The sequence below is a fragment of the Pseudomonas fluorescens genome (genome assembly GCF_018614655.1).
GTDB lineage: Bacteria > Pseudomonadota > Gammaproteobacteria > Pseudomonadales > Pseudomonadaceae > Aquipseudomonas > Aquipseudomonas fluorescens_BX.
The window spans coordinates 158644-180476 of sequence record NZ_JAGGOG010000013.1 but is presented as its reverse complement, the minus strand read 5'-3'; the positions used below and the strand labels follow the sequence as shown (position 1 = coordinate 180476).

15 protein-coding genes are annotated in these 21833 nt (G+C 59.5%); 5 read left to right on the top strand and 10 right to left on the bottom strand.

Going from position 1 to position 21833, the window contains the following annotated elements; all coding sequences use genetic code 11:
• Nucleotides 1-18: 18 nt before the first annotated feature.
• Nucleotides 19-1179, top strand: a complete 1161-nt coding sequence (locus J7E41_RS12815; RefSeq protein ID WP_214993396.1) for a PQQ-dependent sugar dehydrogenase — start codon at nucleotides 19-21, stop codon at nucleotides 1177-1179.
• A 134-nt stretch (nucleotides 1180-1313) separates the two neighbouring features.
• Here J7E41_RS12815 and J7E41_RS12810 read toward each other — a convergent pair whose 3' ends face one another.
• Nucleotides 1314-1793: a DUF1348 family protein gene (locus J7E41_RS12810; RefSeq protein ID WP_214993394.1), complete on the bottom strand. Its 480-nt coding sequence runs from the start codon at nucleotides 1791-1793 to the stop codon at nucleotides 1314-1316.
• 48 nt (nucleotides 1794-1841) lie between these two features.
• Complete coding sequence (locus J7E41_RS12805) at nucleotides 1842-2405, bottom strand: TetR/AcrR family transcriptional regulator (protein WP_214993393.1); 564 nt, start codon at nucleotides 2403-2405, stop codon at nucleotides 1842-1844.
• A gap of 124 nt (nucleotides 2406-2529) precedes the next feature.
• On the opposite strand from J7E41_RS12805, the gene pssA reads away from it, so the two are divergent.
• Both pssA and J7E41_RS12795 read left to right on the top strand, forming a co-directional pair.
• Nucleotides 2530-3873, top strand: coding sequence for a CDP-diacylglycerol--serine O-phosphatidyltransferase (gene pssA / locus J7E41_RS12800; protein ID WP_214993392.1), 1344 nt, complete (start codon nucleotides 2530-2532; stop codon nucleotides 3871-3873).
• Nucleotides 3874-4060: 187 nt separating this feature from the next.
• Nucleotides 4061-7324 carry a hypothetical protein gene (locus J7E41_RS12795; protein WP_214993391.1) on the top strand — a complete coding sequence of 1088 codons (3264 nt, stop codon included), beginning with the start codon at nucleotides 4061-4063 and terminating at the stop codon, nucleotides 7322-7324.
• A gap of 50 nt (nucleotides 7325-7374) precedes the next feature.
• On the opposite strand, the gene efeO (J7E41_RS12790) is transcribed toward J7E41_RS12795, so the two are convergent.
• Genes efeO (J7E41_RS12790) through efeU form a run of 4 tightly spaced genes read right to left on the bottom strand, consistent with a single transcriptional unit; the run spans nucleotide 7375 to nucleotide 11605 of the window.
• A complete protein-coding gene (efeO, locus tag J7E41_RS12790; RefSeq protein WP_214993390.1) occupies nucleotides 7375-8193 on the bottom strand; it encodes an iron uptake system protein EfeO in 819 nt (272 codons plus the stop codon).
• 27 nt (nucleotides 8194-8220) lie between these two features.
• Nucleotides 8221-9531 (bottom strand): iron uptake transporter deferrochelatase/peroxidase subunit, encoded by a 1311-nt coding sequence (gene efeB, locus J7E41_RS12785; RefSeq protein ID WP_214993389.1) that lies wholly within the window; start codon nucleotides 9529-9531, stop codon nucleotides 8221-8223.
• A gap of 12 nt (nucleotides 9532-9543) precedes the next feature.
• Nucleotides 9544-10746: an iron uptake system protein EfeO gene (gene efeO / locus J7E41_RS12780; RefSeq protein ID WP_214993388.1), complete on the bottom strand. Its 1203-nt coding sequence runs from the start codon at nucleotides 10744-10746 to the stop codon at nucleotides 9544-9546.
• 10 nt (nucleotides 10747-10756) lie between these two features.
• Nucleotides 10757-11605, bottom strand: a complete 849-nt coding sequence (efeU, locus tag J7E41_RS12775; RefSeq protein ID WP_214993386.1) for an iron uptake transporter permease EfeU — start codon at nucleotides 11603-11605, stop codon at nucleotides 10757-10759.
• Nucleotides 11606-11773: 168 nt separating this feature from the next.
• Between efeU and J7E41_RS12770 the strand changes: the two genes are divergently transcribed.
• Nucleotides 11774-12790, top strand: coding sequence for an AraC family transcriptional regulator (locus tag J7E41_RS12770; RefSeq protein ID WP_214993384.1), 1017 nt, complete (start codon nucleotides 11774-11776; stop codon nucleotides 12788-12790).
• Between the two features lie 87 nt (nucleotides 12791-12877).
• Here the strand turns inward: J7E41_RS12770 and J7E41_RS12765 are convergent, their stop codons facing one another.
• From J7E41_RS12765 to J7E41_RS12750, 4 genes are all read right to left on the bottom strand, one after another.
• Nucleotides 12878-14293 carry an efflux transporter outer membrane subunit gene (locus tag J7E41_RS12765; RefSeq protein WP_214993383.1) on the bottom strand — a complete coding sequence of 472 codons (1416 nt, stop codon included), beginning with the start codon at nucleotides 14291-14293 and terminating at the stop codon, nucleotides 12878-12880.
• Nucleotides 14290-17469 (bottom strand): efflux RND transporter permease subunit, encoded by a 3180-nt coding sequence (locus J7E41_RS12760; RefSeq protein ID WP_214993382.1) that lies wholly within the window; start codon nucleotides 17467-17469, stop codon nucleotides 14290-14292. The genes J7E41_RS12765 and J7E41_RS12760 overlap by 4 nt, the downstream gene beginning before the upstream one ends.
• A gap of 15 nt (nucleotides 17470-17484) precedes the next feature.
• The gene (gene mexE / locus J7E41_RS12755) at nucleotides 17485-18729 is read right to left on the bottom strand and encodes a multidrug efflux RND transporter periplasmic adaptor subunit MexE (protein ID WP_214993381.1); all 1245 of its coding nucleotides are present in this window, start codon (nucleotides 18727-18729) and stop codon (nucleotides 17485-17487) included.
• A 237-nt stretch (nucleotides 18730-18966) separates the two neighbouring features.
• Complete coding sequence (locus J7E41_RS12750) at nucleotides 18967-19881, bottom strand: LysR family transcriptional regulator (protein ID WP_251029475.1); 915 nt, start codon at nucleotides 19879-19881, stop codon at nucleotides 18967-18969.
• Nucleotides 19882-20128: 247 nt separating this feature from the next.
• Between J7E41_RS12750 and J7E41_RS12745 the strand changes: the two genes are divergently transcribed.
• On the top strand, nucleotides 20129-21151 hold the full coding sequence (locus tag J7E41_RS12745; protein ID WP_214993380.1) for a zinc-dependent alcohol dehydrogenase family protein: 1023 nt from the start codon (nucleotides 20129-20131) through the stop codon (nucleotides 21149-21151).
• Nucleotides 21152-21833: the final 682 nt, after the last annotated feature.

Below are 21833 nucleotides of genomic sequence, written 5' to 3'. Positions count from 1 at the left end.
AACAAGGAAATCCACGGTATGTCTCTACGCAAAACCCTTTTAGCGACGTTCTGCGCCAGCGCATTGCTGCCCCTGGCATTTCCCGTTTCTGCTGGCGATGTTCAACAGTTCTCCAGCGAACAGGGCAGCGTCACCGCCACTGCGATTGTCAAAGGCCTGGATCATCCTTGGGCAGTGGCTTTTCTGCCGGACAAGCAAGGCTTTCTGGTGACCGAGCGTCCCGGCAACCTGCGATTTGTCAGCGCTGATGGCAAGCTCTCCGCGCCCTTGAGCGGCGTGCCGAAGGTCTGGGCCAAGGGGCAGGGCGGTTTGCTGGATGTGGTGCTGTCACCTGACTTCAAACAGGACCGGCTGGTGTACCTGTCTTACGCCGAAGGCGGCGGCGAGGGTGGTACCGCCGGGACCGCGGTGGGGCGAGGGCGCTTGAGCGATGACTTGAGTGGCTTGAAGGACTTTCAGGTGATCCTGCGCCAGGAGCCCAAGCTGTCCACCGGCAATCACTTCGGTTCGCGGCTGGTGTTTGACCGTGATGGCTACCTGTTTGTGACGCTGGGGGAAAACAATGACCGCCTGACCGCCCAGGATCTGGACAAACTTCAAGGCAAGGTCGTACGAATCTTCCCTGACGGCCGTGTGCCGCAAGACAATCCCTTTGTCGGCCAGGAAGGGGCCAGGCCCGAGATCTGGTCCTATGGCCAGCGTAACCCTCAAGGCGCGGCGCTGAACCCATGGAGTGGCACCCTGTGGGAAAACGAACACGGCCCACGGGGCGGTGATGAGGTCAACATCATTGAGCGTGGGAAAAACTACGGCTGGCCGCTGGCGACCCATGGCATCAACTACTCCCTGACACCGATTCCCGAGGCCAAGGGCAAGACTGCCGAAGGGATCGTGGCGCCTCACCATGTTTGGGAGAAGTCACCGGGTGTCAGCGGTATGGCGTTCTATGACGCTGATCGCTTCAAGGCCTGGCAGCACAACTTGTTTGTCGCAGCGTTGGTCAGCCAGGAGCTGATCCGTCTGCAGTTCGATGGAGACAAGGTGATTCACGAAGAGCGCCTGCTGGGCGGCTTGAAAGCGCGGATTCGCGATGTGAGACAGGGGCCGGATGGCTTTCTGTATGTGCTGACGGATGAGGATAATGGAGCGTTGTATCGGGTGGGTTTGAATCAGGATTGACTGTAGCTGCTGGCGCAGCCTGCGATCGGCTGCGCAGCAGTCGCCAGTCTCCTGAAACTGCCGAAGGTCCTTCGGCCCTTATCGCAGCCTCATTCTTCGGCAGCGGCTACAACGGGCCAATGGTATCTACAAGGTTACAGCCCCAGATCAGAAAGACCCGGATGCTCGTCCGGGCGCCGTCCCAACGGCCAGTGGAACTTGCGCTCGGTTTCCTTGATCGGCAGGTCGTTGATGCAAGCGTGACGATTGGACATCAGGCCATTCTCGTCGAACTCCCAGTTTTCATTGCCATAGGAGCGAAACCAGTTGCCGGAGTCGTCGTGCCATTCGTAGGCGTAACGCACGGCGATGCGGTGATCGGTAAAGGCCCACAACTCTTTGATCAGCCGATAATCCAGTTCCTTGGCCCACTTGCGCGTCAAAAACTCCTTGGCCTCTTCACGGCTGTTGGCAAACTCGGTGCGGTTGCGCCATTTCGTATCCAGGGTGTAGGCCAGCGATACCCGTTGCGGGTCCCGGGAGTTCCAGCCGTCTTCAGCCAGGCGGATCTTTTCAATGGCCGACTCGCGGGTGAACGGCGGCAGTGGCCGGCGTACTTCAGTGTTGGATGACATAGAACGACTCCTGAAAAGTTCAGATGAAAGTTGCGTGAGGTCGTAGATTCAAAGTTTCAATAACGTTTGCGCCATGTATTGCGCATTATCGGCGGCGGTTGAATCACCTGAGATCAGCGCAACGGTAATGGCGCCATCGATCAGGATCAGCAGTTGCGCGGCCTGTCGTTCCGGGTCGGGGGTGCCATGTGCTTTACACAGCTCAAGGACGTACTCGAGCAGTTTTTGTTTATGGGCCTTGGCCAGCAGACGCACCGGGTCCTGGGGGTTGCCGGTCTCGCCGCTGGTGTTGATGAACGCACAGCCGCGAAAATCGGCCGAGCCGAACCAGGTCTTGAGCGTACTGAACAGTGCCAGCAGGCGCCCGTCCGTGGTTTCGTTACGCGCCACCTCATTGCGTAGCCACTGCATCCAGCGTTCATCGCGGCGCTGCAAGGCGGCGAGCACCAGCTCGTCCTTGTTGACGAAGTAACGGTAGATACTCTTTCTGGAGACGCCGGCGGTCTTCACCAGAAGATCCATGCCCGTGGCAGCGATGCCACTTTTATAGATCAACTTTTCGGTGACATCCAAGATGATGTCGCGGGTTTCATTGCTAGTCATATCGTTCATGCAGCACACAGTAGAACGATCGTTCTTCTTGGTCAATGAGCTATTTTACATTTCAACAACAAGACCTGAGTCCACCCATGGTGTAAGCTCTCGGGCTCTTCGGATTAGACCCATTGCGAGCCCTATGCCGTCGTTCTTCAAACGCTCCCTGTTGCCCAAGCTGCGCGGTTTTCCTCTCACTCCCGAGGCCATCGGCGTGCTCTGCGGCGCCGCCGAGTTTCGCCGTTGCCTGCTGGAAAAAATCCCCCAGGCTACCCAGCGCATCTACATCGTTGCGCTTTACCTGCAACAGGATGAGGCAGGGCAGGAAATATACGATGCCTTGCACGCCGCCAAAGCCGCGCGGCCCGAGCTGGATATCGTCGTGGTGGTCGACTGGCTGCGGGCCCAACGCGGCTTGATCGGTGCCGGCAAGCAGCCGGGCAACAGCGCCTGGTATCAGGCCATGACCCAGTCCCACAACAGCGAAGTACCGGTATACGGCGTACCGGTGCAAACCCGCGAACTGTTTGGCGTGCTGCACCTCAAGGGCTTTGTCATTGATGACTGCGTGCTGTACAGCGGCGCGAGCCTCAACAACGTGTACCTGCACAAGTTCGACAAGTACCGCTTCGACCGCTATCACCTGATTCACAACAAGGCGCTGGCCGACTCGATGCAGCACCTGGTGGAGCACGGCCTGGTGGCCTCCAAGGCCGTGCATCGCCTGGACCTGCCGAACCTGCCGAGCACCCGCAGTTTGCGCAATGACATTGGCGACCTGCGCAGTCGCCTGAAGCATGCGGCCTATGACACCAGCACCGGCAGCGTGGCCAGCGGCAACTTGTCGGTCAGTCCGTTGCTGGGCGTCGGCAAGAACAACCCGCTGAGCAGGGTGATCTGCGAACTGATCGCCAGCGCCCAGCATCAACTGACCATCTGCACCCCATACTTCAATCTGCCGTTGCCGGTGACCCGGGAAATCAACCGCGCCCTGGCGCGCGGGGTGAAGATCGACATCATCGTTGGCGACAAGACCGCCAACGATTTCTACATCCCGCCCAGCGAGCCGTTCAAGGTGATCGCCGCGCTGCCCTACCTGTATGAAATCAGCCTGCGGCGCTTTGCCAAGCGTCACCAGCCGATGATCGACAGCGGTCAGTTGAACCTGCACTTGTGGCACGACGGCGATAATACCTACCACCTCAAGGGCATGTGGGTCGACCAGCGCTACACGTTGCTCACCGGCAGCAACCTCAATCCACGGGCGTTCCGCCTGGACCTGGAAAACGGCTTGTTGATCGATGATCCCAAGGGTGAGTGGCAGGAGCCGCGGCGAATTGAACTCGCCGAAATTTTCAAGCACACCACGCGGATCGAGCGCTATCAGCAGTTGCAGACGTTGCTGGAGTACCCGGAGGCTGTCGGTAAGTTCTTGCGTCGAGTCAGCCGTGTACGGATCGAGCGGTTGTTGTATCGGATACTGTAACGCCGTTTGCCGCCTAACTGGCTGGCAATGAACAGCAGGACAAGTAAAGGGATGACGGGGCGCGCTCCGTCATCCCTTTATGCTTTCGGAAGGGGAGTACAGGCAGTAGGGCGGTAGGCTTCATACACTGCCGATTACCGTTCAGGGAGGCACGGATCCTATTTTCAGGGACTCAGCCGAAGAGGACATGAATATGCCGATGCAAATAACCAATACCCGGCACACCTTTCCGAGCGCCGCCGCTCACCCGCTTCTATCGACGCCACTTCCCCAACTGATACCACGCATCAGACGCTCTGCTCACAACGAGACCCATGACCGCGCCGCTGCGGATGCCATCCTCGCCGAGCGACTGAGCACCGCGTTAACGAGCGGATATTCCATGGTGCAAGTACCCGCGGGCAGCACGTTGTCGCCGTTGTTGACCGTCTACCAGCAGATGCTGAACCAGCCTGAGCTACAGTACTGGATAAAAAGCAAAGGCCTGGAAACAGCCAAGATCAACCTGCACAAGGATTTCATTGAAGGCTACGCCGACAACAACGGTATTCGTACCGCCGTGAAGTTCACCACTGCGGACGATTCAGGATGGTGGCAGGCTTCGGTGAAACTGCGTGGGATTCGCGAGCTGCTGGACCCGACGGATCAAGGGCTGAACTATGTGGGAGATGATGACCACTGGGTGCCCCGCGACGTTGTGATGCACGCCTTTAACCTGCAAACACCCGACTCGCAGGAAGACGTCGATTTGCTCATTAGCCGGCTGCGCACCGATGGTCTTTCCCTGCCTGCCGAGGACCTTAGCCGTCGGAATGCCGCTCTTGATTGCGCCAGGCAGACGATCAGCGATCTGCAAGAACGCCAGAGCCTGGCTGAGCGGCTCTCTTTGCTGGTTGCCGATTTGCCGGACGGGAGTCCTGTCGATTGGTCCTCATACGCGAGCGAGCTGTCGCCGGGATCACCGTTGGCCAAAGATGACCACGAGGCCCGCGAGCGACTGCGGCGTTTTACCGAGTTACCGCCAATGCACAAGTTGCTCAGCGACGAGGGTGCAGGTTGGTCTGGTTTGCCTTTTCGGATATCGGAGGGCAAGTTCGAGCAATTGACACCTGTCGGTGGCTGGCGTGATTTCACCCATTATGTCGAGGAGTCGGATGCCCTCAGGGACGAGCTCGCAGCCCTACAGGAGCTCAGTGCGCAACTGGGCAGGGCGGTGAATTGGTACGGTGCGACTCACGGCGGGCCAGGGCTGTCAAAGGAAGTCCGCCAGCAATTGGTCATTGCAGCGATCAAACTCCACGTCGATCCCGGCAAGCCCGGTGAAGTGGCTGGGTATGAGATTTATCAGCCCGCCAACATGGGGCGTTCATTAGGTGCTGTGCGGGCTGATATTGAAAAGCACCTGCATGAGAAGAAGGGGCTGGATCCGAAAATGGCGGTGCTGGCTGCTCATCTTTGCCTGGCCCAGGCGGCGCCGGAGTTTCTGGTCCGGGATGTACCCGAGGCGGTGCATATCGGCACTCCGGCCTGGATGGAGCTGCGTCTGGGCTGTGCGATGGCCGACAGTCATGCCCCCGGAACATCGCGGGCGATGAACGAGGAGCAAGTCACCGCCCTGACGACCTTGAGCCCCACCAGCGAGGCGCAGCAAACGTTGATGCAATTGCAGGGAATCAAGATCATGGCCGATTGGGGCGTGCTCAACGGGGTCATTCGCAAGCGCAGTGATGGTGAATATTCCCGGCACGACATTCAGGATGCCAGTCAGGCCTTCTTCAAACAGCGTGAAGAGGCCAGTGCAGCGTTTGCCAAGGCCGCTACCGCGTTGCCGACTCGTAGATCACTGGCTATAAAGGAACTGCTCAAGGTCTTTCTCGGGACTACGGTCGCTGAACTTGAAGCCATGACCGTGCAGATCGCCGATGCGCAGTTGCGCAGGAACATGGGGGTATCCGAACCCAGGACGCGCTCCATTATCGAGACCTACATGACCGGCGACCTGACACCGGGAAAGTGGGTCTTGACCCGCGATGTGCCTGAAACCGGAGGCAAGCCAGCCTCTACGCCGTTCAGGCAATATCAGGCACCTGAAGCCCCTGCACAAAAACGCGAAGAGCTGGAGGCCCGAATTCGTCGTCTGCCCCCGCTTGACGATTTGCTGGTGCCCGCTGTCAACAATCATCACAAACAACTCAAGGAGGCTTACGCGACCAAGCTCAAATTGATGATTGCCGAGCTGCCGCTGGTTGATCGCCAACGCCTGGAGTTGGGGGATGTCGAATTGTTCACCTTGCGTGGGGAAACAGGTGAAACGATGGCGCAGGAAACTGACGAAAAGCGGGCCGCCACTCGGGCGCGCCAAGGCACGTTGTTACGTGCCGAGTCTGAAAACAAGGTCTGTTATTACGAGGTCTTTGCCAGTGGAAAGATCATCAGACGCGATGACTTGCCTGAGGCGCCTGACTTGAATGGCGTGATAAAGCGTGAAAAATATCCGTCACCCCGCGGTCCTGTCTATCTTCCTGTTCGGCGGGGTACCCGCGTGCTGATCGATTTCAGTGCGTACTCCACTGGATCGGCTCCTCGGCCGAATGCCATTTCCTCCAAGGTGATTATTGAGCCGCTCGGCGGCCGTATTGCGGGTCGATCACTACCCGGGGGGCATACCTTGGCGACGTTCGTCCCCAACAGCTATTCCTCAGCGAGGATTGCAAACATCACCCGAAAAATTGTCGAAGGCAATTTTTATGAGACGCAGGCAAGCCTGCTTGAAAGGGCTCGGGAACAACTTCCCCTGGAACAGCGTCGAGAAGCAATCGCACGTGATCACAATATTTTGCTGGGGCTGGTGCCATTTGTGGGTGCCTATCAAGAGTTCGCCGCAGGCAATATTGGCAAGGGATTTACTAGCCTGGCCGTGGATCTGGTGGGCGTGGCAATCGGTGTGGCAGGGCAAGCGCGGGCACTGATTCGTTCTGCAAAAGTCCTGACACCTAATCCATTGGTTGGGGTGATTGGCCGCCTTCGACCCTCTGTAGCTCCCCTCACGCCAACGCTGGCGTGGGCAAAGCCCCCGGTGGCGTTAAGCGACCGGGCATTTGACTTCGTCAAAGAAAGCGTGTTGTTCGTCAGTGCCGGCCTCAATCCGCTGGATGGCTATGCAGCGCTGACCAAAGCGGCAACCCGCGGGCTCATCAAGCTGCCTCACCTGCTGGCGAGCGGGACGGTAAAGTTGGGGAAAATGACGCCGTATCTGATTACTGTGGAGGAAAAGCTGCGGTGCTATTGGATGGTTGCTGCCGGTCACAGCGCCGAGGTGCACAAAGTGAGCGATGGCACAGGTATACAGAAGGTTCAGCACCGTGGGTTTTGGTACGCCATTGATCCGCGTAGCGGCAAACCTTTCGGTACACCCTTGGTTGATGCTGCACCTGATACGCTAACGAGGTAAACCTGTTAGACCTCTCGTCCTGACCGGGCGAGAGGCTGGTTGCACAAACCTCAGTTCAAACCCAGCTTGCCACGCAGGGTCGACAGGTCTTCCGCCAGGGTAGTGACCGGACCAACCAAGGCCTTGCGGTCGTTTTCCTTGACCTTGTCGTAGGTTTCAAATCCGCCATCCCTGGTTTTGTACTTGGCCAGGATCTTGTCTACGGCGGCGAAGTTCTTGTCGACTTTGGCGACAAACCCCTTGTCTTGCTGCTCAATCTGCGGACGGAACAGGTCGACGATTTTCTTCGCGCCGTCAATGTTGCCCTGGAAGTCATACAGGTCAGTGTGGCTGTAGCGGTCCTCTTCACCGGAGATCTTGGTGGCGGCGACTTCTTCCAACAGCGCAGCGGCACCGCCGACGACTTTTTCAGGCGGGAAGGTCAGACCGTCGACACGGGTTTTCAGGTCTTTGACGTCGCTGTTCAGCTTGTCGGCCAGGGCACCCAGGCCTTCGGTGGTGTTCTTGGAGAACAGTGCGTACTCGATGCGGTGGAAGCCTGTGAAGTCCTCGGCTTCTACGCCTTTTTCGTGGTCGTCGACCCGGGAGTCGATAGACGCGTCGAGGTCGCTGAACAGCTCGGCGATGGGCTCAATGGATTCATAGTGGACGCGGGTCGGCGCGTAGAGCTTCTTGGCAGTCGCCAGGTCGCCTTTTTTCACGGCGTCGGTGAACGCCTGTGTCTGAGTCACCAGCTCACCAATTTCTTCGGTGACGTAGATCTTGTAGTCCGATACCGGGCCAACCAGGTCCAGTGGTGCCGTCGCGGCGAAGGCCGCCTGCGCAGACAGGGCCATTAACAACGACAACGCGAGAGACGACTTTTTCATGGGACGGTTTCCGCTGTGGGGTTTGTTTTAGGTATTGGCAGTGGTTTGCAGGTGCGTGGCATCCAGCAACGTGCGCCCAATGAAATCCTGGGGCCCGGTAACGCCCGGCAGGGTGAAGAAGTAACCGCCGCCGACCGGTTTCAGGTATTCCTCCAGGGGCTCGCCGTTGAGCCTTGTTTGCACGCTGATAAAGCCTTTCTCCAGGTCAGCCTGGTAGCAGATGAACAACAGCCCCATGTCCAACTGACCATTTTTGTTGACCCCATTGGAGTAGTTGAACGGCCGACGCAGGATCAGGTTGGCCTGGGTCTCGCGGGTACGCGGGTTGGCCAGGCGAATATGGGCATCGAGCTTGGTCAACTTGCCTTGCGGGTCCTTGCTGTAATCGGGGACCTGGGTTTCTTTCTGACCGTCCATGGGGGCGCCACTGGCCTTGACCCGGCCGATGATGCTTTCCTGCTCCTGCAACGGGGTGCGGTCCCAGCGCTCGACAAAGTTGCGGATGATCCGCACGGCCTGGTAGCTGCCATTGGCCGCCCAGGTGGGTTCGTCGCTGCCGGGCTGGACCCAGACAATCTGGTCCATGGTCTTGTTGTCGTTGGAGTCGGGGTTGGCCGAGCCGTCACGAAAACCGAGAAAGTTGCGTGCACTCTGGGCAGGCTCGCCGGGGCGGGCGGGTGCCTGGGGCGGCACGCTACCTTCCTGTTTCCAGCGCACCAGCAGCAGGTCCGGCAGGTTTTTCACGATGTCGCGCAGGGCATGGATGTTGGTATCCGGAGTGTTGGAACTGAACTGCAGGCTCAAGTCGCCGTGGCACTGGGCCGGTTCCAGAGCATCGTTGGGGAAGCCGACCATACGGATCAGGCGTTTGGGCTTGGCGCGGGTCAGGCCGAAGCGCTCATCGAACAGCGACTCGCCCACCGAGACGGTGATGGTCAGGTTGTCCGGTGTCACCACAGGTCCGAGGATCCCTGAGTCGGTAGGCGGCAGTTTCGGGTCGACTTGCGGTACGGTGCCGCCGGTCATCAGGAAGCTGATGCGCTCGTTCAGGGTACGGAACAACCGCGTAAGATCCTCACGGTCACCGGCCAGCACATCGAAGGAAACGAGCATGCCGCAGGCCGGGCGCGGGGTGACGATGCCGGTCTGATGCTTGCCGTGGAAGTCGTGGTGGTCCTGGGTTTTGCTACTACTCGGCGCAGTGGTGACTTGGGCGGCGCCGGCGGCCATTGCCGGGCAGCTCAGGCTGCTGCCGGCAATCGCTGCACCGGTGGCGGCCATGCCCAGCAATACGCGACGACGCTGAGGGTTGAAGGAGCACTGATCTGAATCACTCATTTAACGGGGTCTTCACTGTAGGCCGGAAAGGCCAAGGGCGGGATCGATTCCATCGAGTGCAACGGCCAGAGCCTTGGCCTTGTCGGCGATCTGCTTGCGCTGATCGGCCGTGACGCTGTCATACGTGGTGTAGTGGTTATCGACTTTCAAACCTTCGAGTTCGGCGTCGAAGGCGGTAAGGGCACTGTCGATCCCCGGCAACAGGTCCGCGGCGGATTTGCTCAGCAGCGGCCGCATCAGGTCGACCACCTTGCGGGTGACATCCAGATTGGCGGCAAAACCGTTGAGGTCGATATGGCTGTAGCGCTCCTCTTCACCGCTGGCGGCGCGAACGTCGGCCAGGCTGTTGAGGTTGCGCACCAGGATGCTCACCAGTTGTTCCGGTGGCAGCGACTGGGCCAGCAACTGTTGCTTGAGGGTGGTGACGTCGGTCAGCAAACGCTGGCCAATTGGCGTCAGACCGTCAGTGCTACGTTGCTGGAACAGCGCGTATTCAATGCGGTGGAAACCGCTGAACGCCGGATCCTGCTCGCGCTTTTCGAAGTAATCGGCACGGGCGTTGATGGCGTTATCCAGTTCCGCCAGGCGTTGCGAGGCAGGAGCCAGGCGCTGATAAGCCTCGCGGGCCGGTACGTAGAGTGCCTGGGCATGGCTCAGGTCGCCGGCTGCGATAGCCTGATCAAGGGCGCTGACGGCCTTGATCAATGCGCCGCCCTGGCCGCTCAGGTAAACGCGGAATTCAGACAGCGGCCCGATAAAGGCCACCATCGATGGCTTGGCCTTGGCTTGGGCGTCCGACTCGGCGGTGGGTGTTACATGCAAGGTGCCGCGCGGATTGCTCAGCAGGCCGCAGGTGATTGCGTAGTCGCCCGGCAACAGATTGGCGTTGATCACTTGGCTCAGGCCGGGCGCGATGTTTTCCCGCTCTTCAACCACCAGCACACCGTCAAGAATTTCCCATTCCACTGCCCGGTCCGAGCGGTTGATGATACGAAAGCTGGCACGACCTGCCGGGACCGTCAGCGCGTTGGGTTCGCAGCTATGGGCGTGGATGGTCACAGCGATTTCGTTGTGGTTAACCTGACGCTTGGCTGCGGCCAGTTGCGAGGCATAGTAAAACAGGCCTCCGGCGGCGATCATCACGACCACCGAGCCGGCCACCGCCCAGCGCAGGGCGCGGGGAGGCGAGGCCGGTTGAGGGGATTGGTTGGACAAGAGACGGTCCTTACTGGTTGGAAACGGAAGAAGGACTGCTGGCGGCCGGTTTGGCAGGTGCCGCTGGCAGAAAGAACATCACCAGGGCTACCACCAGGTAGATCAGGTAGGCACCCAACGTACTGAACGTTGGCGCATCCTGATAACCGAACATGCCGGCCAACACGGAGCCCAGCGGGCCGTCCATGGGCAGGCTGGCGCTAAAGTCGAACAAGACGGTTTGCAGGTGATTCCAGACCCCGGCCTCGTGCAGCGCTTGCACCGAGTTGGCAAGGATGCCGGCGGCCACTACCAGAATGAACAGGCCGGTCCAGCGGAAAAACGCACCGAGGTTCAGGCGCATGCTGCCGGTATAGATCAGGAAGCCGACGATGATCGCCAGGATCAGGCCGAGCAGGGCGCCGATGGGCGCGGCCGGACCTTCGCTCTGCTGGAACACGGCGAGCAGGAAGAACACCGTTTCCAGGCCTTCCCGGGCTACCGCGAAAAACACCATGGCGATCAGGGCCGTTACCTGATGTTTGGAACCGGTCAGCGCATGATCGAGGGATTGATGCAGGGAATGCTTGATGGAGCGCGCCACTTTGCGCATCCAGAACACCATGGAACTGAGAATACCCACGGCGACCAGGCCGACAATGCCCTCAAACAATTCCTGCTGCTTTTGCGGAAACTCCGCGCTCATCAGTTCCAGGCCACCACCGACCAGCAACGCCAGCGCAGCGGCGAGGAATACGCCGATCCACACGGCGGGCATCCACTGACCGCGACCTGTCTGTTTCAGGTAACTGGCGATGATGCCAACGATCAATGCCGCTTCAATCCCTTCGCGCAGCATGATTAGAAATGGAACAAGCATTCGGCACCGAATCGTCATTAGATAGGATGCTAATTTGTAACATAATGATACTCATTGCTAAATAGCTATTATTGACGTTTGCTGAACGGCGGCTGAACGGTGGTGATGAGGCGTTGCGCCCACTATGATGCGCGACATCTCCAGCACAACCGGGCTACCTCATACGTCATGTCGGAAAAAGACACCATCTCCATCCATCTGGTCCGCGAAGCCCTGCTACAGAGCTGTGCGCCGGGGGCTGCGACCCATGAAGCCCTGAACAAGGTCGGGATTGATCCGGCGTTGCTGGAACAACCAGCCGCTCGTGTCCCGGCCATGGCTTATGCGCGGCTATGGCGGTTGCTGGCACGGCGCCTGGACGATGAGTTTTTCGGCATGGACCCGCGCAAGCTCAAGTCCGGCAGCCTGGAGTTTCTCTGTCGTGCGTCCATGGCGCAGATTGGCCTCGGGGCGGGGCTGGAAACCGGCCTGGGCTTCCTGTCGTTAATGCTTGACCACTTGCCTGCCCAGTTGGTGCGCCAGCAAAGCCTGGCGGAGATCGTGCTGTTGGAACCCAAGCCCGAGCCCAAGCGGGCGTTCACCTACTTTACCTATTGGATGATTGTCCACGGTGTGGCGTGCTGGCTGGTAGGCAGGCGCATTCCGATCCTCGCCATTGAGCTGCGCTGCCCGCCGCCGCCGTTCTGTGACGATTACCAGGTGATGTTTTCCGACAACCTGCGCTTTGATCGACCTCGCACACGGATGATTTTTTCCGCTGATTGCCTCGACTTGCCGATCAAGCGCAGTGCCGAGGAACTCAAGCGCTTCCTGGCCCGTGCGCCGGCCAACATCCTGGTCAAATACCGCGACCCTGACAGCCTGGCCATGGGGATCAAGAACGATCTGCGCAAGATGCCAGCCGACACCTGGCCCGAAACCGAGAGCCTGGCCACCCGCCTGTGCATGTCGGCGTCCACCTTGCGCCGTCGCCTGGCCGAAGAAGGCCAGACTTATCAGGGGCTCAAGGACAGTGTGCGCAAAGAACTGGCCGTTGTCTGGCTGGCCGAGCCCGATATGAGCTTTGTCGACATCGCGACCCGCCTGGGGTTTGCTGATGTGAGCTCGTTCTATAAGGCCTTTCGCAAGTGGTCGGGGTCCAATCCGGGGCATTACCGTAGCTTGATTCTCAACGAAGCCAACTGATACGCCAGACAAAAAAAAGCCCCGCGACCGAATGAGACACGAGGCTAAAAATTGGTTGGATGCGACCAACCAAAGGAGCTCTTCAGATTACTTTGCGCTGGCCACCGTGGTGTCCGGCTGCCAACCACCACCCAATGCCTTGTAGATCGCAACAATACCGCGATACAGATCCACTTCGGCCTGGGCCTGGGAATCTTCGGCCGCCAGGCGCTCACGCTGGGCGTCCAGCAGCACCAGGAAGTCCACGGTGCCTTCGCGGTAGCGAATCTCGGCCAGGTCGGCGGCGGCGCGGCTGGACTCGCTCTGACGAATCAGCGAGACCAGACGTTGCTGGCGCTTGCCGTAATCACTGAACGCGTTTTCCGACTCTTCCAGGGCCAGCAGCACTTGTTGTTCGTAGGTCGCCAGGGCGCCATCGGCTTCAGCATCGGCACCGCGCAAACGAGCGCGCACGCTGCCCAGGTCGAATGCAGCCCAGGTAATGCTTGGGCCCAGGGACCAGGCATTGGCGGCGGCCGAACCGATCTGCGATCCACGCCCGGCGGTAAAGCCGAGGAAGCCGCTGAGGCTGACTCGGGGGAACAGGTCGGCCTTGGCCACGCCGATCCGCGCGGTGGCGGCGGCCAGCTTGCGTTCGGCGCTGAGAATGTCCGGGCGACGTTGCAGCAGTAGTCCTGGATCACCAATCGGCAAGGCCTTGGCAATCGCCGGCAGGTCTTTAGGGCTCAGGTCCACGGTCAACTTGTCCGGGCGCTGGCCGAGGAGGGTGGCGATACGGTTACGCTCGCGTACTTCTTCGGCCTGCAATTGCGGCACGCTGGCTTCAACCGCTGCCAGGCGCGCATCGGCACGCTCCACGTCAAGCTGATCGCCGACACCTGCGTCCCGCAGGCTGACGGTAATCCCGCGCGAATCTGCCTGGTTCTTCAGGTTGGCCACGGCGATTTTTTCGCGCAGTTGCGCACCCCGTAGTTGACCGTAAGCGTCCACTAACTCGGCAATCAGGGTGACTTGCAGTTGATAGAGGTCGGCTTCGGCGGCCTGTTGGTCAGCGTCGCTGGCTTCCAGGTTGCGACGAATGCGACCGAACAAGTCCACTTCCCAGGCCATGTCGAGGCCCAGGTCGTAACGCTCGCTGTTGACGCGTTTGGTGGTCTGGCCCGGGATCTGGCCCTTGCCCACGTCGCTGCTGACGCGGCTGGTGATCACTGGCATCACGTCGTTGGCGGCGTCATCACGGATCGCCCGCGCGGCCCGCAAGCGGGCAAACGCTACGCGCAGGTCACGGTTGCCTTGCAGGGATTGCGTTACCAACTGGTTGAGGGTCGGGTCGTCGAACTGCTGCCACCAGATGCCTTCGAATTTCGCACGGTCATACTGCTTGGCGTCTGCGGCCGCCGTGATATTGGCGGCATCCAAGGTTTGGGTCTTGTAATCCGGGCCTACGGCACAGGCACTCAGCGCCAGTACCAGCAAGCTCGGCAGGAACACTTTCACGCTCATTGCTGTGTCTCCAGCTTCAGGGCCTTGGTCGCTTTGCGGGCTTCGCCGCGCTCGACGAAACGACGGATCAATACGTAGAACACTGGCGTCAGCAACAGACCGAAGAAGGTCACCCCGATCATCCCGGAGAACACCGCCACGCCCATGGCATGACGCATCTCGGCACCGGCGCCGCTGGAGAACACCAGGGGCACAACACCCATGATGAAGGCGAACGAGGTCATCAGGATCGGCCGCAGACGCAGGCGGCAGGCCTCCAGTACCGCGGCGAGCGGATCAAGGCCTTCCTCCTGCTTATCCTTGGCGAACTCGACAATCAGAATCGCGTTCTTACAGGCAAGCCCCACCAGTACGATCAAGCCGATCTGGGTAAAGATGTTGTTGTCGCCGCCGGAGAGAATCACCCCGGTGATGGCCGACAGCAGGGTCATCGGTACGATCAGGATCACCGCCAGCGGCAGGCTCCAGCTTTCGTATTGAGCGGCCAGTACCAGGAACGCCAGCAGTACGCAGAGCGGGAACACGAACAGCGCGGTATTGCCCGAGAGGATCTGCTGATAGGTCAGGTCGGTCCACTCGTAGGTCATGCCGTTGGGCAGTTCGTCTTTGAGCAGTTTCTCGATGGCAATCTGGGCCTGGCCGGAGCTGTAGCCCGGTGCCGCGTTACCGTTGATCTCGGCGGTAATGAAACCGTTGTAGTGCATCACACGGTCCGGGCCCGAGGTGTCGCTGACCTTGATAAAGGTCGCCAACGGGATCATCTCGCCTTTGTTGTTGCGCACTTTCAACTGACCAATCTGCTCGGAATCCAGGCGGAATTGTTGTTCAGCCTGCACGTTGACCTGATAGGTACGACCGAAGCGGTTGAAGTCGTTGGCATACAGCGAACCCAGGTAAATCTGCAGAGTGTCGAAGATGTCGCTGATCGCCACGCCGTGGGTCTTGGCCTTTTCCCGGTCGATAGCGGCATCCACCTGCGGCACGTTGACTGTGTAGCTGGTGAACAACCCGGCCAGTTCCGGCACGGTGCGGCTCTTGGTGATGATGTTCTGCACTTCTTTGTACAGCTCGTCGTAACCCAGGTTGCCACGGTCTTCAACTTGCAGGCGGAACCCGCCAATGGTGCCCAGGCCCTGTACCGGCGGCGGTGGGAAGATCGCCATGTAGGCTTCCTGGATGTCGCTGTACTTGCCGTTCAATGCCCCGGCAATCGCACCGGCGGACATACCCGCACCTTTACGCTCATCGAACGGCTTCAAGGTCACGAAGACGATGCCGCTGTTCGGGCTGTTGGTGAACCCGTTGATCGACAGGCCCGGGAACGCCACGGCGCTTTCCACGCCCGGCTGCTTCAGGGCGATGTCAGACATGCGTTTGATCACGTCTTCGGTGCGGTCCAGGCTCGCGGCGTCCGGCAATTGAGCGAAGGCCACCAGGTATTGCTTGTCCTGGGCGGGTACGAAACCGGTAGGGGTGTGAGCAAAACCGAACCAGGTCAGCACCATCAAACCGGCGTACAGGAACAGCGCGATGCCGCTGCCGCGAATCACCCGGCGTACGGTACCGACGTAGCCATGACTGGCTTTATCGAAGAAACGGTTGAACGGGCGGAACAACCAGGCACCGAAGATCCCGTCGAGGACTTTCGAGAAACGATCCTTCGGCGCGTCATGGCTGCGCAGCAACACGGCGGCCAGGGCAGGGGACAAGGTCAACGAGTTGAAGGCCGAGATCACCGTCGAAATCGCAATGGTCAAGGCGAACTGTTTGTAGAACTGCCCAGTCAAGCCGCTGATGAATGCGGCCGGAATAAACACCGCACACAGCACCAGCGCCGTGGCGATGATCGGGCCGGTCACTTCGCTCATGGCCTTTTTGGTGGCCTCGAACGGCTCCAGGCCCAACTCGATGTTTCGCTCGACGTTCTCCACCACCACGATGGCGTCGTCCACCACGATACCGATGGCCAATACCAGCCCGAACAGCGACAGGGCGTTGAGGGAGAAGCCAAACAGGTGCATGACCGCAAAGGTACCGATCAACGATACCGGCACCGCCACCAACGGAATGATCGAGGCGCGCCAGGTTTGCAGGAACAGGATCACCACCAGCACCACCAGGATCAGTGCTTCGAACAGGGTGTGAACCACCGCCTCGATGGAGCCACGTACGAAGATGGTCGGGTCATAGACGATGCTGAAATCCATGCCTTCAGGGAAGCTCTGCTTGAGCTCCGCCATCTTGGCGCGCACTTCATTGGAGATCTCGATGGCGTTGGAACCCGGACGCTGGAAGATTGGGATCGCCACCGCCGGCTGGTTATTGAGCAACGAACGCAAGGCGTACTGACTGGAGCCCAGTTCTACCCGTGCGATGTCTTTCAGGCGGGTGATCTCACCGTTATCGCCGGAACGAATGATGATGTTCTCGAACTCTTCCTCGGTGACCAGACGGCCCTGTGTGTTGACCGACAATTGGAAGCTGGTGGCATTCGGCGCAGGCGGAGCGCCCAGGGCACCGGCGGCCACTTGACGGTTCTGCTCACGGATTGCGGTCACCACGTCGGTGGCGGTCAGGTTGCGTGAAGCGGTCTTGTTCGGGTCCAGCCATACCCGCAGGGAGTAATCGCCCATGCCGAACAATTGCACGTCACCCACGCCGCCCAGGCGCGCCAGCTCATCCTTGATATTGAGGATGGCGTAGTTGGACAGGTAGAGCATGTCGTAGCGCTTGTCCGGTGAGGTCAAGTGCACAACCATGGTCAGGTCGGGGGACGCCTTGTCCACGGTGATACCGATCCGGGTCACTTCTTCCGGCAGCTTGGGCTGGGTCCGGGTGACGCGGTTCTGTACCTGCACCTGGGCGTTATCCAGGTCGGTGCCGAGGGCGAAGGTGATGGTCAGGGTGATCTTGCCGTCAGCCGTCGACTGCGAGGACATGTACAGCATGTTCTCGACGCCGGTAATGGCTTGCTCCAGGGGAGCGGCAACGGTTTCACCGATGACCTTCGGGTTGGCGCCCGGGAAGTTGGCGCGTACCACCACGGTAGGTGGCACTACTTCCGGGTATTCGCTGATCGGTAACTGGAACAGCGAAATGGCGCCGGCGATCAGGATCAACAGCGACAGCACCGCTGCGAAGATCGGCCGCGAAATGAAGAACTGGGAAAAATTCATCTTGAGTGTTGTCCCTTAACCGCGTGGAGTCGCGCTACTTGCGAGCTTGGGCGCGGCTTTATCCGGCGCCACTTGCTCCAGGTTGCTGGCTTCAAGCGCTTGTCGTTGTTGTGCCAATGCGGCGAGGGTTTCCTTGCTGGCCATCGGGATGGTTTCCGGGGCTACCGGCGATCCCGGGCGAACCCGCTGCAGGCCCTTGACGATAATGGTGTCGTCCTTGTTCAGGCCGCTGCGCACGATGCGCAAACCTTCGATCTTCGGCCCCAGTTCCACGGCGCGGTACGACGATTTGTTGTCGCCATCCATCACCAGCACGAACTTCTTGCCCAGGTCGGTACCGACCGCTTCGTCGTTGATCAACACGGCGGAGTAGGTGCCGCTGCCCACCAGTTTCAGGCGTGCATACAGGCCGGGGGTGAAGCGTCCGTCAGTGTTGTCGAACACGGCGCGACCACGAATGGTGCCGGTGGCCGGGTTGACCTGGTTGTCGACGAAGTTCATCTGACCCAGGTGCGGGTTGCCGTCTTCGTTGGACAGGCCCAGGTACACCGGGGTGGTGGTGCCACGACGACCCTGGCGAGCCAGTTCGGTGTACTTGAGGTACACGCGCTCATCGGCGTCGAAGTAGGCGTAGACCTTGTCGGTGGAAACCACACTGGTCAACTCGGTGACGTCGGCGGTCACCAGGTTGCCGGCGGTGATGTCGGCACGGCTGACACGACCGCTGATAGGGGCGGTGACGCGGGTGAAGCTCAGGTTCAGTTTCGCCAGGTCCAACTGCGCCTGGATCCCGGCAACAGCGGCGCGGGCTTCCTGGGCGGCGGTGGTGCGCGAGTCGGCGAGTTCGGCGGAGATCGCGTTGCTCTGGCGCAGGCGTTCGCCGCGCTGGGCTTCGTTATCGCTGCGGGTCGCTGCGGCGCGGGTTTGGGCTAACTGGGCTTCGAGGCGGCGCACTTCGGCCTGGAACGGGCGCGGGTCGATCTGGAACAGCAAGTCGCCTTTCTTGACCAGTGCGCCTTCGGTGAAAGCGACCTGGTCGATCTGGCCGGACACGCGCGGACGAATTTGCACGGTCTCCGGGGCTTCCAGACGACCGGTGAACTCGTCCCACTCGTTGACAGGTTGTTCAATGACTTTTGCCACACTCACTTTGCTCGGTGGCATGGCGGCCGCTTGGTCAGGGGTCTTGCCGCATGCGCTCATCACCAGCACGGCCAAAATGGCCAGGGGATAGCGCAAATGTTTGAGTGACTGTTCCATGAGGTGCATCCGCCAATGTATTTGAGATGGGCGGATCATGCTCGGCGAGGTGCTATCTCACGAATCGAATGAAACAAAGGTAACTATCATTCGGAATGATATAAGCGCGAATCGAGCCCTCTAGGATGGGGCTTTCGTTAGGGTGCTATCAATATGGTTGATAACAAAAGACTGTTGCAGAGGGCGCAAGGAACATTGCCGGGGTAGTTGCCACTCCAAATTGAGGAGCTGCCGGTGTTACAGGCTATCCGGGTCGCCAAAAAACATCTGAATCCGCGACCTTAACCAGCGCTCCCCCGGATCGTTGTCCTGGGAACCACGCCAAGCCATATGCAACTCGAAAGTACGCGTCGGCAACGGCGGATCTTCCGCCCGTAACCCTCCCGCAGCGGTCAGCGCTTCTGCGGTGTAGTCCGGCACGGTGGCCAGGATATCGGTACCCGCCAGCAGTGTGCCCAATCCATTGAACTGAGGCACGGCCAGCACCACGTGGCGCTTGCGGTCGAGCTTTTCCAGTTCTTCATCAATAAATCCGCTCAGATCGCCGGCAAAGGACACCAGGGCATGGGGGCGGGCGCAGAAGTCATCCAGGCTCAATGCACCGGGCATGCTGTCCGCCCGCAGCAACTTGGGTTTGCTGCGCCGCAGCACCTTGCGCTTGGCGTTGGCCGGCAGGTCGGTGGTGTAGCTGACGCCGATGGAGATTTCTCCGGAGGCCAGCAAACCTGGCATCAATATGTAGTTGACGCGGCGTATCACCAGCACGATTCCCGGGGCTTCGGCCCGCAGGCGCTTGAGCAACTGGGGCAGCAACGCGAATTCAACATCGTCAGACAAGCCGATACGAAACACCGCGGTGCTGGTGGCCGGGTCGAACTCGGAGGCACGGCTGACCGCCGTGGAGATCGAATCCAGGGCCGGGGAGAGCAGGGCAAAGATTTCCACGGCCCGGGCCGAAGGCTCCATGCTGCGGCCGGTACGCACGAACAGGGGGTCATCGAACAGCCCGCGCAGGCGTGACAAGGCGGCGCTGATGGCCGGCTGGCCGAGGAACAGTTTCTCGGCGGCGCGGGTCACACTGCGCTCATGCATCAAGGTTTCGAATACGATCAACAGGTTAAGGTCGACACGACGTAGGTCGTTGCGGTTCATCTTGTGTCCTGGAAGAGTCAGCAAACTTGACGAGAGCGGCCACATGAGAACAATGGCCGGCATGAATCTTACGGGGAAAGGCTGCTACTCTGCACCGGCTAATTGAGATTTCCTACGTAGATAGAGCTGCTTTCCTCATCTGCGGAATCAATGACAGGCATGTCGACTATTAACGGCGACCGATGGCCTTGCTCCCAAAGCCCAGATAAAGTTCGTGGCATTAGAGGTTACTTTGACGAGGTTTGCGATGTCCCGCACGATCCGTTTTCACAAGTTTGGTCCGGCCGAGGTGCTCAAATGCGAAGAGCATGCAGCCGCAAAGCCCGCACCGGGCGAAGTGCAGGTGCGTGTCGAAGCGATTGGCATCAGCTGGTACGACATTCTCTGGCGCCAGAACCTGGCGTCGTCCCAAGCACGCCTGCCATCCGGCCTGGGCCATGAAATGGCCGGTGTGGTGGTTGCCGTGGGCGAGGGCGTCGACGACTTGAAGGTGGGTGACAAGGTCGCCAGCTTTCCGGCCGAAAGCCCCAATGACTACCCTGTGTATGGCGAACAGATCGTCCTGCCCCGTTCGGCCCTGACCCGTTACCCGGATGTCTTGAGCCCGGTGCAGGCCAGCGTGCACTACACGCCACTGTTGATTGCCTACTTTGCCTATATCGATTTGGCGCGGGTCAAACCCGGGCAATTTGCCTTGGTGACGGACGCCAGTCACTGTGCCGGCCCTTCGTTCGTGCAACTGGGTAAAGCCCTGGGTGTGCGGGTGATTGCCGCGACCAAGACGGCTGATGAACGTGAATACCTGCTGTCCCTGGGCGCAGAGAAGGTGATTGTCACCGAAGAGCAGGACTTGCTGATGCAGATCAACAAGTTCACCGACAACCGTGGTGTCGATGTGGTGTTCGATGGTCTGGGTGGCCCGCAGATGTCGCTGTTGGGCGATGTCCTGGCACCCCGTGGCAGCCTGGTGCTCTATGGCCTGCAAGGTGGTAACCAGACGCCGTTCCCGGCCTGTGCCGCGTTCCAGAAGAACATTCAGTTCTTTGTGCACTGCATCGGTAACTTCACCGGCAAGCCGGAACTGGGCATCATCCAGGACCAGGTGGCGCTGCAACGAGCGTTGCGTGACATCAATCAGCTGACCGCTGACAAGGTGCTGGTGCCATTGAAGACGACGGTGTTTCCGTTCAGCCAGTTCGTCGAGGCTCACCGATATATGGACGAATGCCCGTGCCGTGAGCGTGTAGCATTGCAGGTAGAAGCTGTTTGACCTGTGGGAAAATTCGTAAACGGCTATTGCCCCAGTGCTGTGAATGGGGCAAATGTGCCATTTGAAAGGCTTGAATCCGCCTGGGTGCTGAGCAACTGACCCCGCGCGTCCCCCCCGTAAATGATATGCCCGACCCTGACGCCGCCCTGAATCCCAGTGCGGCGTCGTTGTTTGTGGGTATCTGCTGTTTTTCCTTTCCTTCATCTGAACTGGTTTATACGCCAATTCTGTATCTGTTAATCATTATTCAGGCGCTGATAATTGCCGAGTTGTTTTCATCTCAAGGACTGAGTAATGAACCGCCGTCTCAAGTTGCAACCTGGGCGTGTCAAAATTAATTATCCGCAGAGCCAAGGGTGCGGATGTGCGTCACGGGTATTTAAATCGAAACGACAACTATCAATTAACTTGTTTTGGCTAGATGTGTCAGACACTTCTTTAGTTTGTGAGTTAAACCAGAGTAGGAGGCTGTCGGAATATTCTTAGGGCTCCCAGTGAAGCGCTGCTGTTGCGTTTGTCTATCGCTTTTCTTGTGCGCCAGAGGGCTTGTCACCCAGCACCCTCCACTTTTTGTCCGGTTCTGCGGTGCTAATCTTTGGCAACCAATACGTCTCGCAATGGACGTTATTCTTATGGAAACAACAGTCGAGAAGCTCCGTTAACGGGTGCTCGAAACTGATAC

Excerpts from the sequence above, each read along its gene's own strand:
- J7E41_RS12760 (WP_214993382.1), bottom strand. The coding sequence starts at position 17,469 with ATGAATTTTTCCCAGTTCTTCATTTCGCGGCCGATCTTCGCAGCGGTG.
- mexE (WP_214993381.1), bottom strand. The coding sequence starts at position 18,729 with ATGGAACAGTCACTCAAACATTTGCGCTATCCCCTGGCCATTTTGGCC.
- J7E41_RS12750 (WP_251029475.1), bottom strand. The coding sequence starts at position 19,881 with ATGAACCGCAACGACCTACGTCGTGTCGACCTTAACCTGTTGATCGTA.
- pssA (WP_214993392.1), top strand. The coding sequence starts at position 2,530 with ATGCCGTCGTTCTTCAAACGCTCCCTGTTGCCCAAGCTGCGCGGTTTT.
- J7E41_RS12765 (WP_214993383.1), bottom strand. The coding sequence starts at position 14,293 with ATGAGCGTGAAAGTGTTCCTGCCGAGCTTGCTGGTACTGGCGCTGAGT.
- J7E41_RS12805 (WP_214993393.1), bottom strand. The coding sequence starts at position 2,405 with ATGAACGATATGACTAGCAATGAAACCCGCGACATCATCTTGGATGTC.
- efeU (WP_214993386.1), bottom strand. The coding sequence starts at position 11,605 with ATGCTTGTTCCATTTCTAATCATGCTGCGCGAAGGGATTGAAGCGGCA.
- J7E41_RS12810 (WP_214993394.1), bottom strand. The coding sequence starts at position 1,793 with ATGTCATCCAACACTGAAGTACGCCGGCCACTGCCGCCGTTCACCCGC.
- J7E41_RS12815 (WP_214993396.1), top strand. The coding sequence starts at position 19 with ATGTCTCTACGCAAAACCCTTTTAGCGACGTTCTGCGCCAGCGCATTG.
- J7E41_RS12745 (WP_214993380.1), top strand. The coding sequence starts at position 20,129 with ATGTCCCGCACGATCCGTTTTCACAAGTTTGGTCCGGCCGAGGTGCTC.
- J7E41_RS12795 (WP_214993391.1), top strand. The coding sequence starts at position 4,061 with ATGAATATGCCGATGCAAATAACCAATACCCGGCACACCTTTCCGAGC.
- J7E41_RS12770 (WP_214993384.1), top strand. The coding sequence starts at position 11,774 with ATGTCGGAAAAAGACACCATCTCCATCCATCTGGTCCGCGAAGCCCTG.
- efeO (WP_214993390.1), bottom strand. The coding sequence starts at position 8,193 with ATGAAAAAGTCGTCTCTCGCGTTGTCGTTGTTAATGGCCCTGTCTGCG.
- efeB (WP_214993389.1), bottom strand. The coding sequence starts at position 9,531 with ATGAGTGATTCAGATCAGTGCTCCTTCAACCCTCAGCGTCGTCGCGTA.